Genomic DNA, 11531 nt, shown 5'->3' with positions numbered 1-11531 from the left:
TGCGGAACGATATTTCCCTCCCGCTCATGGAGATGAAGGCAGCCATTACTTTTTCGATACGTTTTGCTCCGGAAGTCTCACTGTTCGTTTACATGGGGGCTGCGAGGTTTGCGCCTGCAAGACGCGCTGACTCTCAACAGGAAGACCCCATGAAACCGAGCAAGCTTTCGATACTCGCCATTGCGCTGACGGTCGCGACGTTCGCGGGAGGCTGCAATCGCAGTGACAAGGCCGCGTCCACGGACAAGAACGAGCCGGCCACCACCGCCAGCACCACGCCGGAAACGACCGCGCCCTCCACAACGGCGCCAATGGCCACGCCAGCGACGAGCCCGCCGCCCGCCATTGAAGGCACCAATACCGCGGCAACCGATACGAGCAGCGTCGCGGGCACTCAATCGATGACGACACCGCCGGCGCCGACGACTGGCATGACCGGCACCACCAAGACGACCGCCGATGCGACCACCTCGTTCGACGATCTCGACACCAACCACGACGGTGTCATCTCCCGCGACGAGCTGACGGATACCAATCCGCTGCTGCAGAGTTTCTCCGCAGCCGACAAGGACGGCAACGGAACGCTGTCGCGGGCCGAAGTCGACGCGCAGCGCGGCAAGACGCCGCCCAAGGGGGGCTGACGCAAGAGCGAACGATGGATCCATGTTGCACGCGAAAGGCCCGCTTCTCCCAGGCGGGCCTTTCGCTTGATGGGAGCTCCGCAGCGCGTCGCTTCGCGGAGTCGTGCTGCTACTCCGGTATCGCCTCTCCGGAACCGCCGAATTCGGAGGGGAAGTCCTTCAGTTTCGGCAAGCCGTCCTTCATGGGCAGCACGGTCTCTGCGTAGTTCACGTGCACGCCGGGTTTGAAGTCGACGCTGGGAATGGTCGCGGCATAGACGTCGATGAGGCCGAGCGGCGGGTGGTTGGTCATGAGGTGCCCGCCGCACTGCGTGCAGAACTGGCGATCGCTCATGTCGGTCTTCCTGAAATGGCCGATGCGCTCCTCGCCGCGGGTGACCTTCACGTTTTCAGGCTTCCACAAAGTGAAGGCATTCACCGGACCCGCCGACCAGGAGCGGCAGGAGGCGCAGTGGCAGTAGCCCATCGCCTCGGGCGCGCCGGTGACTTGGACTTCCACGGCGCCGCAGAAGCAGGTGCCGGAATGCAGGTCGCTCATGGAGTACTCCTCATGAAGCTGGGGTGGGAACACGCCTCTGGTTGAACGTCAGCGGCGGCCGCCGCAGGCCGTCGCGTGCAGGGCAATCACGGGCAGAACTAATCCAGCGTGGCGACATATGCGCGGAAGTAATTGATTGCGCTTGGTTGCCGGACGTCCTCGCAGGCATGTCCCTCCGTTATTGGACGACGAATGTCGCAGTGCCGGAACTGGTCGCGCCTCCCAGGCTCCAGCTGGCCTGCGCCCGGTATTGGCCTGCTGCGGTCTTGGACTTGTTCAGGCGATAGGTCGTACGGGCGAAACCATCGCTGCCGCTGACCGCGGTCTGGACGACGTTGCCGCCAACAGGCCGGATGATGGTGAAGGTCACCGTCGCGCCGCTGACCGGAGTGCCGTTGTTGCGTACGAGTGCATTGATCCGGACAAGTTCGCCGCGCAGATAGGTCGCTTTGTCGGTGCTCGTGTCGGTCTGCAGGTTGAAGGTCGGCGCGGCAACGGTGTACGTGGTTGTCGTGCTGGCATTGTGCGCTGCGCCGACGCTGCTGCTGGCACTGGCGCCAATGGTGTAGCCCCCCGCGGTCGCGCTGGTGGCGGAGGTCACGCTGAGCGTGGTGCTGCCGCTGGCGCCTGGAGCTAGGCTCAGGCCGGTGGTTCCGAGCGTGCCGGTCCACCCGCTCGGAATCGTCCTGGCGAGATTGAAGCTGGTCGTGCTGCATGCGCTGCTGTCGTTGCTGGTGAGCGCGAGCGTGTAGGTGACGAGGCTGCCGGCCGGCACCGCGGCGGTGGATCCGCTGAGGCCGATGGTCGGCGCGGCGCGTGTGCACACCGGTGGCGGGGTCGAGACCGTGTACGTCATGGTGGTGCTGGCATTGTGCGCGGCGCCGACGCTGCTGCTGGCGCTGGCGCCGATGCTGTAGCCGCCGGCGGTCGCGTTGGTGGCGGAGGTCACGCTGAGCGTGGTGCTGCCGCTGGCGCCAGGTGCGAGGTTCAGGCTGGCGGTGCCGAGCGTGCCGCTCCAGCCGCTCGGAATCGTCCTGGCGAGGTTGAAGCTGGTCGTGGTGCATGCGCTGCTGTCGTTGTTGGTAAGCGCGAGCGTGTAGGTGACGAGGCTGCCGGCCGGCACTGCGGCGGTGGAGCCGCTGAGACCAATGGTCGGCGCGGCGCGTGTGCACACCGGTGGCGGGGTCGAGACCGTGTACGTCATGGTGGTGCTGGCATTGTGCGCGGCACCGACGCTGCTGCTGGCGCTGGCGCCGATGGTGTAGCCGCCGGCGGTCGCGCTGGTGGCGGAGGTCACGCTGAGCGTGGTGCTGCCGCTGGCGCCCGGTGCAAGGTTCAGACTGGCGGTGCCGAGCGTGCCGCTCCAGCCGCTCGGAATCGTCCTGGCGAGGTTGAAGCTGGTCGTGGTGCATGCGCTGCTGTCGTTGTTGGTAAGCGCGAGCGTGTAGGTGACGAGGCTGCCGGCCGGCACCGCGGCGGCGGATCCGCTGAGACCGATGGTTGGCGCGGCGCGCGTGCATACCGGGGGCGGGGTCGAGACCGTGTAGGTGGTTGTCGCAGTGGCGTCATGCGCGGCACCGACGCTGCTGCCGGCACTCGCGCCGATGGCGTAGCCGCCCGCGGTGGCGTTGGTGGCGGAGGTCACGCTCAGCGTCGTGCTGCCGCTGGCGCCTGGAGCAAGGCTCAGGCTGGTGGTTCCGAGTGTGCCGGTCCACCCGCTCGGAATCGCCCTGGCGAGATTGAAGCTGGTCGTGGTGCATGCGCTGCTGTCGTTGTTGGTGAGCGCGAGCGTGTAGGTGACGAGGCTGCCGGCCCGCACCGAGGCGGTGGAACCGCTGAGACCGATGGTCGGCGCGGCGCGCGTGCATACCGGGGGCGGTGTCGAGACCGTGTAGGTGGTTGTCGCAGTGGCGTCATGCGCGGCACCGACGTTGCTGCTGGCGCTGACGCCGATGGTGTAGCCGCCGGCAGTCGCATTGGTGGCGGAGGTCACGCTCAGCGTAGTGCTGCCGCTGGCGCCCGGCGCCAGATTCAAACTGGCATTGCCGAGCGTATCGGACCATCCACTTGGAACCGAATCGGCCAGGTTGAACGTTGTCGCGGTGCACGCACTGCTGTCGTTGTTGCTGACATCCAGCGTGTAAGTGACGGCGCTGCCGGCCGGTACCGCGGCGGTGGGGCCGCTGAGACCGATGGTCGGCGCGGCGCGCGTGCACACCGGTGGCGGGGTCGAGACCGTGTAGGTCACGGTGGTGCTGGCGTCATGCGCGGCACCGACGTTGCTGCTGGCGCTGACGCCGATGGTGTAGCCGCCGGCAGTCGCATTGGTGGCGGAGGTCACGCTCAGCGTAGTGCTGCCGCTGGCGCCTGGCGCCAGATTCAAACTGGCATTACCGAGCGTATCGGACCATCCATTGGGAACCGAGCCGGCAAGGTTGAACGTTGTCGCGGCGCATGCGCTGCTGTCGTTGTTGCTGACATCCAGCGTGTAGGTGACGGTGCTGCCGGCCGGTACCGCGGCGGTGGCGCCGCTGAGACCGATGGTCGGTGCGGCCCGCGTGCACACAGGCGGCGGCGCGGTGACAGTGAAGATCGCGCTGGCGTTGGCGGTATGCACCGCACCGACGTTGCTGCTCACCCCGGCACCGATGGTGTAACCGCCAGGGGCGGCGTCGGCGTCCGAGGTCACGTCGAGGGTGGTAGTCGCGCTGGCGCCCGGCGCCAAGCTGAGGTTCGTCGCGGTGAGAGTGCCGGTCCAGCCACTGGGAACCGACCTTGCGAGGCTGAAACTGGTGGTGGTGCACGCATCGCTGTCGTTGTTGGTGAGCGCAAGCGTGTAGCTGATGGCGCTGCCCGCCGGTACGGAGGAAGCGGAGCCGCTCAGTTCGATCGTCGGCGCGGCACGTGTGCATACCGGCGTCGGCGCGGCCACTGTGTAGGACGCCGTGCTGCTGGCGGTATGAACGGCACCAACGCTGCTGCTCACCCCGGCGCCGATGCTGTAGGTGCCTGCAGTTGCGTTGGCGTCAGACGTAACGTCGAGCGTCGTGCTGCCAGTGGCGCCTGGCGCCAGGTTCAAGCTCGCATTGTCGAGCGTGCCGCTCCATCCGTTCGGAACCGATCTGGCCAGGTTGAAATTCGTGGTGGGGCAGGCCGCACTATCGTTGTTGGTCACAGCCAGCGTGTAGGTGACGGCACTTCCCGCCGGCACGGAGGAAGTGGAGCCGCTCAGGTCGATCGTCGGGGCGGCGCGTGTGCATACCGGCGTCGGCGCGGCGACTGCATAGGATGCGGAGCTGCTGGCGGTGTGTACGGCACCGACGCTGCTGCTCACCCCCGCGCCGATGGTGTAGTTGCCGGGGGTGGCGTCGACATCCGAGGTCACACTGAGCGTGGTGGTGGCATTGGTTCCCGGCCCGAGATTGAAGCTTGCGTCGCCAAGTGTCCCGGTCCACCCGCTCGGAACCGATCTGGCCAGGCTGAAACTGGTGGTGGGACAGGCCGCGCTGTCGTTGTTGGTGACCGCCAGCGTGTAGGTGACGGTACTGCCCGCCGGCACGGAGGAAGTGGGGCCGTTCAGGCCGATCGTCGGGGCGGCACGCGTGCATACCGGCGTCGGCGTGGCCACTGTGTAGGTTGCCGTAGCGCTGGCGGTATGCACGGCGCCGACGCCGCTGCTCGCATCAGCGCCGATGACGTAAGCGCCCGCCGTGGCATTCGCGGTCGAAGTGATGGTGAGCGTGGTGCTGCCGCTTGCGCCCGGTGCGAGATTCAGGCTCGTGGTGCCGAGCGACCCGGTCCAGCCGCTCGGCACCGAATCGCCCAGGCTGAAACTGGTCGCGGTGCAGGCGGCGCTGTCGTTGTTGGTCAGCGTGAGCGTGTAGGTGACGGCATCGCCGGCCGATACCGCGTTGCTGCCACCACTCAGGTCGATCGCTGGCGCGCCCCGAACGCAAGCACTTGCAGCCTGTATCTCATACGCGCCGATGTCGCTCGCCGCACCGCGCGGGCGCGGATTGAGCACGAAGTCGGTAGTGAGATCGGCGAGCGGCGTGACCTTGTCGACGAGGGGCGAGCCCGCGAGTGGTTCCGCGTCGAACGTGGCCAGGGCCATGCGGGTCAGCTTGGGGTCCTGGTTGCAGATGCTGTCGCCAGGACACGCACTGGCATAGACGTTCCAGACCAGATTGCCTGCGTGGGTGGTGATCGCGGGTGAGGTTCCGCCCTGGACCCTGGACAGGTCCGCAGGTTTGAGGAACCAGGGAAATCCGATCAGCGCATTGTTCTGGATCAGTGCATGAGCGCTGGCATCGCCTTCGGCGGCGCCGACCAGCGAATATCCTTCGCCGGTGATGGTGTTGTGGCGGACGATCACGCTGTCGTTGGAGGTGAACACAAGCATCAATGTCGTGCCATCGGAGCGGCAGCAGTCGCCTGCCAGCATGAAGAACTGGTCCTTGAAGTAGCCGCAGTTGCCGATCAGTACCGAGTTCTCGATCGTTGCGTTTCCCCTGACCTTGACCTGGTTTCCCGCGTTTCCCACCGCGTAGATGCGGCGCATCGTGGTGCGCGTGCTGTCGGCGCCATCCAGGAAGCGCAGGTCGAGGCCGTCCGAAGTGTTGTGGTGCACGAAGACATCTTCGATAAGCCACTGGCCGCCGGTGGTGACCGTGCCGAATCCGTCGCCATAGCCGCCGGCCTGTTGTGCCCAGCAGGCCCATGCCGCGCCGGTCTGCCAGCGCTCACCGCAACCGTTCCAGCCGATCTCCATGTCGCGCAGCGTGATCGCGCCCGAGTTGGAGGCGGGGGCGGGCGTGTTGGCGTCCCAGCCCGCACGTCCATTCCGATTTAGCTTGACGCGCTCGATGGTCCAATCGGTAAGCCCACCGGCCCATAGCCCGGTGTGTCCCAGGCCATGGATATCGAGGTCGTGCAACCAGACGTTGCTCGATGCATGCGCATACACCCCGTACTTGCCCCAGTTGCCGCTTCCGACCGCGGGGCATTTGGCCGCCGCGTTGCTGTGGCTGTAGACGCAGTCGTCCTGGTCGGTTATTTCCAGATAACCGACCTCGACGTTGGAGCTGCCATCCAGACTGAGAATGCGGGTAACGCCGAGCGTGCCCAACAGCCGCGGCGGATTGCTGGCATTGCCGAGGATGCGCGTCCTGTTGGCGCCGCTTCCGGTCGGTATCGAAGCCATCGAACAGTTGGCCGGAAGGCAGTTGCCGGCCCCCGGCGCACCCTGGCCGATTACGTAGCTGCCGCTGCCGATGAAGAGGGTGTCGCCCCCCGCGATGCGCCGCGTGCCGTCGGGTGCCAGCGCATGGAATGGATGCTTCCACGCGCACGCCTGGCCGGTGCCGCTACCGGGATACGGCGCATCGCTTCGGCCCGTGCATTGGATGGCATCGCCGCCGTCCACGCGCACATAGAACGTGTCTGCACGTGCCAGTTGCGACGCCGGCATCCCTACTGCCAACAACAAGATGCAGAACAGCAACGGAAGGGATCGCTTTGCCTTGCAGCGGGCGCGCAGGATCGACAGTACGCGGTGGCTGCAGGGCATGTCGCAGTCCCTTATGCGTTGTTCCCCCTGAAAGTGGTTGGTCGGCACCCCCGGCAATGTTGAAGAGGACTGCACTGCATGCAAATTCCCCGTAGGGGGGTGCGATGTTGTGCGTGATTAACCGGAAAACGGCTTCAACCGCGCGAAATCGCGGCACAGCGCCGTTGGTCGGAAAAAATGTAATCTTGCACGCCGAGCACTTTCCGGCTCGGTGAGTCGCAGGAACTGTTTTTCTGAAGCTGGCCGACATCGGCCAGTGTGTTCCGCAGGTAGCTCAAGCTGGACCGTTCTGGACTCGCGGTGCCACGGAGGACACATCTTCAGTGCGAACGTTTCCTGGGTGCAGTTCGAGATCGTGTCTGGTCGATGCCGCAGGCGCGCACTATCTGATCGAATGCGAAGGTTGACTGGCCGTCCCGCGTTCCGATTCCACTTCCTTGCCTCTGAGCATCACTGCGTACAGCCCCAGCGCCGTGAGCCAGCACAGCATGAGTGACCAGAGGTCGTGCGAGAGGAAGTGCGCGCCGCGCAGTTGCTGGGTCATGCCGAGTAGCAGGCCGAGCGCGAGCCCCACGCCCAGGCCGAACCAGCGAAGATGCGGACGCGTGGCCATGAAGAAGAAGTACAGCGCCATCCAGCAGTATCCGGCGCTGGCGTGGGCGGCCGGGAAGCACGCACCGCGAGGACCGGAGCGCGGTGCGAACAGGCCGTGGTACGGGCGGGTTCCGCCATATCCCAGGATGTCCCAGGGGCAATCCATGTCGGTCCACGATTTCATCCAGCCCACCAACAGGGCCGCGGCCGCCGTGGCCAGGAGCAGGTAAGCCAGTGGCCTGCGCCATGGCACCAGGCGCGCGTGCGCCAGCGAGGCGATCCATATGAGCAGCACCATCACCCACGAGGCGAGGCTGAGCAGATGGCCGCCGTCATGGACCAGCGTGTCCGCCACGAAGGAAGACCTCAGCGTCCATGCGTAGCCTTGCCATGCATACAACCGATCGGCCCACTGGCGATCGCCATCGAAGAGAGCGAGCGCGGTGGTTGCCAGCCCGAACGCCAGCAACGGCCACGCCAGATGGCGTGCGAAGGAGCGATCAGGCGCGTGTCGTGCCGGGATGCGCGCAAGCCCGCCGAGGCCATGGGGATGAGGTGGCTGCATGACGCAGGCCGCTCACGGGGGATTTGTCGGAATAATGTCGGAGCCGGCAGGGCCGGCATGTCACCCGAACGGGGGGGCGTTACGGAGCGAAGCAGCCCCCGCAACCGCCATGCGCGGGTCAGCCCCCGATATATGTGGTCTTCACGGGCGCGGCGCGCCCGCCTTGGGCAGCGCGGCCAGGGTCTTGCTGGCGACGGTATCCAGGTTGATCGGTGCGGCGCCCTTCGCGCGGACGGAACCCCGGTAGAGGGCGCGCCACAGCACGCGGATCTGGCCCGGCTCCAGTACTTCGAACAACAGGCCGCCCTCGACGAAGTCCACCGTGTCGATCTTGATCGTTGGCACGCCATTGGGTCCCTGCGTCACGATCTGGGAGCAGCCGCCGCCACCGCAGCCGATGGCCGTTTCGCGTGCGCTCTGCAGGCCGGTGTCGCGAACGGTGGCCTGCTGCACGTCGCGCACGCCGACGCGATACGCAACGAAGATGTCGGCCTGCTGGGTGCTGTCGACCCGCCGATACCCTTTGCCTTGCAGCGCTTTGTCGAGAGCCGCCTGCAGACGCGTGCGCAGCTTCGGATCCTGTACGCGCTTGTCGAATTCCACGGCCAGTTGTGCCGGCATCTCGACCCACGCATAGCGCGTACCCGGCAGGGAGGTCGCCGGCTTCGAGACCTCGACCTGTGCCACAGGCTCGTTGCGCTCGCGCGCGGCGGCATCGTGTGCGACGACCAGCATCATGGCGCAGCAGGCAACAGCGAGAGCGATGGTCCTCATGGCATTCCTTGGTGGCCACACAAATGAAGAGCCCAACTTTGGGTTCCGCGGCATTACTGCCATGTGAGAGAACGCGCTTTCGCAGGATGCCCGGCCCACTCGCGAACGGTTGACGGTCCCGCAGGCGTTGCGGCATGCGGCCGGGGAGGGCGTGCGCCCGCCGCCGAAAGCTGGGCAGCCTGCTGCGCTGTACCATCCGTGCAGCCGCACACACACGGGGCGCAACACATGACGCGCAAGGTCCGGTTTTTCGTAACCGCCTGCCTGCTGTTGCTCGCCGCCTGCAGCTCCTTGCCGCCGCGGCCGCCGCTGGCCGAGGCATTCGCATTGCCGCCGGCCAGCGATGGCGAACTTGCGCGACGTACGACTCCAGCGGAGGCCCAGCACGCCGGACAATCGGGCTTCCGCCTGGTCAGTAACGGAACGGAGGCCTATGCCGCGCGCATGTACAGCGCCCAGGTCGCCGCCCGCAGCCTCGATATCCAGACCTACATCTGGCACGCCGACATGACCGGCAAGATGCTTGCGCAGCGTGCGCTGGCTGCCGCCGACCGCGGCGTGCAGGTGCGCATCCTCATCGACGACCTGGATGCGCGCGCCAAGAATGCCGGCTTTGCCGCGCTCGATGCCCATCCCAACATCGAGGTGCGGCTGTTCAATCCCTTCGCCAGCCGCAGCGGCGGGTTGCGCCGCCTCGGTGAGTTCGGTACCGGTTTCCGCCGGCTCAACCACCGCATGCACAACAAGAGCTGGATCGTCGACAACCGCGTCGCCCTGGTCGGCGGCCGCAACCTCGGCAACGAATATTTCGGCGCTGACGAGAACGGCAATTTCGTCGACCTCGACGTGCTGATGGTGGGACCGGTGGTGCGCGAGGTCAGCGCCGCCTTCGATCGATTCTGGAACGCGACCAGCAACTACCCCATCGCCCTGGTGAATGCCGGTCCGGCCACGCCCGAGGCACTGGCCCGGCTGCGCGTGCTGCTGGATGCGGTGCCGGCCGAACTGGCCGCCAGCCGCTACGCCGAAGTACTGCGCGAGGACCCGGCCGTGCAGCGGCTGTTGGCCAACGAGGGTTCGCTGCACTGGAGCGAACGTTGGTCCTTCGCGAGCGACGATCCGCTCAAACTGGAAGACAGCGGCGCCCCGGGGCAGCGTTCATTGGTACTGGCGACATTGTTGCCCGCGATGCAGGCCGCACGGCAAACGCTCAACGTGATCTCGCCGTACTTCGTGCCGGGCCGCACCGGTACCGACTTCCTTGTCGCGAGGGCCGGCGACGGCATCGACGTGCGCATCCTGACCAACTCGCTGGCCGCCACCGACGTTGCCGCCGTGCACGGTGGCTATGCGCGCTACCGCGATGACCTGCTTGCCGGCGGCGTGCGGTTGTGGGAGCTCAAGCCCGACAGCGGCGTGGCTCCGTCACAGTTCAGCCTGCGCGGCTCGTCCGGTTCCAGCCTGCACACCAAGGCGATGGTGATAGATGACAGCCACGTGTTCATCGGGTCCTACAACCTTGATCCGCGTTCGACGGCGATCAATACCGAGCAGGGCGTGTTGATCGCCAACCCGGACCTGGCGCGGGAGCTCACGCTCATCTTCGACGAGCATCTCGGGGGGGAGCACGCATGGCAGGTGCAACAGATGGATGGCCGATTGCGCTGGAGCGACGGCCAGGCCACCTGGACCCGCGATCCGCAGGCCCGCGCCAGCCGCCGCCTGCAGGCATGGCTGGCCAGTTGGCTCCCGCTGCAGTCGCAGTTGTGAAGCTCCGCGTCGGCGATCTGCCGCCGCAGCTCCCGCTCCGCCCTCAGCCGGCATCCAGCACGATCCGATAACGGGCCTTGCCTGCGCGCAGGTGATCCATGGCGTCGTTGACCTTGCTCATCGGGAAGTGTTCCGTCTGCGGCGCGATCTGATGGCGAGCGGCGAAGGCGAGCATCGTGTCGATGCTGCCCCGCGAGCCGGTCGGCGAACCGGAAACGCTCTTCTGTCCAGAGATCAGGGTAAAGGCCGGGATCGGGATCGGCTCGAGGGCGGCGCCGACCACATGCAGGCGGCCACCGGGCGCGAGCGCGGCGAGCAGCGCGTTCCAGTCGAGCGTCACGTTGACGGTGTCGAGGATGAGGTCGAACGTCCCGGCCAACGCCTTGATCGCCGCCGTATCGCGGCTGGAAACCACGCGGTGCGCGCCGAAAGCGCGTGCCTCTTCCTCCTTGCTGGCGCTGGACGTGAAGGCGGTGACCTCGCAGCCCCAGGCATGGCAGAACTTGAGCGCCATGTGTCCCAGGCCACCGATGCCGATGACACCGACGCGATCGGTCGGACGGATGCCGTGCAGTTCGAGTGGGGAGTACACGGTGATGCCGCCGCACAGCAACGGACCGCTGTCCGCCGCGGACAGCGCATCGGGTAGCGGCACGGCCCACACCCAGTGGCAACGCACGCGATCGGCGAACGCGCCATGGCGTCCGGTGATCGTGCCCTGGACCTGCGCGCACAGGTGCTGGCGACCGGCGATGCATTCCGCGCAGTGCAGGCAGCTGTGCGCATTCCAGCCGATGCCGACGCGCTGGCCGACCGATAACCCCAGTGCCTGTGGCCCACACGCCACCACCCGGCCGATGCCTTCATGTCCCGGCACGAACGGATACACGGTCATGCCCCATTCGTCGTCGAGCATCGACAGATCGGAATGGCAGATGCCGCAGTGTTCGATCGCGATTTCGACCTGCTCGTCGCCGAGCGGGCCGGGATCGTATTCAAAGGGTTCGAGGCGGGCACCGGCCGCACGCGCGGCCCAGGCATGGATCATGGACATGACGGGTTCCTGATGCTGGAGGCGCG

Annotated in this window: 7 protein-coding genes; 2 read left to right on the top strand and 5 right to left on the bottom strand. The window is 66.6% G+C overall.

Annotation, left to right across the window (positions count from 1 at the left end):
• Window positions 1-149: 149 nt before the first annotated feature.
• The gene (locus ACXJJ9_RS13130; RefSeq protein ID WP_457097599.1) at window positions 150-641 is read left to right on the top strand and encodes an EF-hand domain-containing protein; all 492 of its coding nucleotides are present in this window, start codon (window positions 150-152) and stop codon (window positions 639-641) included.
• 109 nt (window positions 642-750) lie between these two features.
• Here the strand turns inward: ACXJJ9_RS13130 and ACXJJ9_RS13125 are convergent, their stop codons facing one another.
• The 4 genes from ACXJJ9_RS13125 to ACXJJ9_RS13110 form a co-directional block, all read right to left on the bottom strand.
• Window positions 751-1179: a GFA family protein gene (locus tag ACXJJ9_RS13125; protein WP_457097598.1), complete on the bottom strand. Its 429-nt coding sequence runs from the start codon at window positions 1177-1179 to the stop codon at window positions 751-753.
• 178 nt (window positions 1180-1357) lie between these two features.
• Complete coding sequence (locus ACXJJ9_RS13120; protein WP_457097597.1) at window positions 1358-6748, bottom strand: NEW3 domain-containing protein; 5391 nt, start codon at window positions 6746-6748, stop codon at window positions 1358-1360.
• 382 nt (window positions 6749-7130) lie between these two features.
• Window positions 7131-7907, bottom strand: coding sequence for a phosphatase PAP2 family protein (locus ACXJJ9_RS13115; protein WP_457097596.1), 777 nt, complete (start codon window positions 7905-7907; stop codon window positions 7131-7133).
• A 141-nt stretch (window positions 7908-8048) separates the two neighbouring features.
• Window positions 8049-8681: a DUF4136 domain-containing protein gene (locus tag ACXJJ9_RS13110; protein WP_457097595.1), complete on the bottom strand. Its 633-nt coding sequence runs from the start codon at window positions 8679-8681 to the stop codon at window positions 8049-8051.
• Between the two features lie 228 nt (window positions 8682-8909).
• Here ACXJJ9_RS13110 and ACXJJ9_RS13105 point away from each other — a divergent pair, with 228 nt between their 5' ends.
• On the top strand, window positions 8910-10451 hold the full coding sequence (locus ACXJJ9_RS13105; RefSeq protein ID WP_457097594.1) for a phospholipase D-like domain-containing protein: 1542 nt from the start codon (window positions 8910-8912) through the stop codon (window positions 10449-10451).
• A gap of 43 nt (window positions 10452-10494) precedes the next feature.
• On the opposite strand, the gene ahr is transcribed toward ACXJJ9_RS13105, so the two are convergent.
• Complete coding sequence (gene ahr, locus ACXJJ9_RS13100) at window positions 10495-11505, bottom strand: NADPH-dependent aldehyde reductase Ahr (protein WP_457097593.1); 1011 nt, start codon at window positions 11503-11505, stop codon at window positions 10495-10497.
• Window positions 11506-11531: the final 26 nt, after the last annotated feature.

Source organism: Lysobacter sp. P5_B9 (genome assembly GCF_054049835.1).
This window is presented reverse-complemented; position numbering and strand designations above follow the sequence as displayed.

Excerpts from the sequence above, each read along its gene's own strand:
- ACXJJ9_RS13130 (WP_457097599.1), top strand. The coding sequence starts at position 150 with ATGAAACCGAGCAAGCTTTCGATACTCGCCATTGCGCTGACGGTCGCG.
- ACXJJ9_RS13125 (WP_457097598.1), bottom strand. The coding sequence starts at position 1,179 with ATGAGCGACCTGCATTCCGGCACCTGCTTCTGCGGCGCCGTGGAAGTC.
- ACXJJ9_RS13120 (WP_457097597.1), bottom strand. The coding sequence starts at position 6,748 with ATGCCCTGCAGCCACCGCGTACTGTCGATCCTGCGCGCCCGCTGCAAG.
- ACXJJ9_RS13115 (WP_457097596.1), bottom strand. The coding sequence starts at position 7,907 with ATGCAGCCACCTCATCCCCATGGCCTCGGCGGGCTTGCGCGCATCCCG.
- ACXJJ9_RS13110 (WP_457097595.1), bottom strand. The coding sequence starts at position 8,681 with ATGAGGACCATCGCTCTCGCTGTTGCCTGCTGCGCCATGATGCTGGTC.
- ACXJJ9_RS13105 (WP_457097594.1), top strand. The coding sequence starts at position 8,910 with ATGACGCGCAAGGTCCGGTTTTTCGTAACCGCCTGCCTGCTGTTGCTC.
- ahr (WP_457097593.1), bottom strand. The coding sequence starts at position 11,505 with ATGTCCATGATCCATGCCTGGGCCGCGCGTGCGGCCGGTGCCCGCCTC.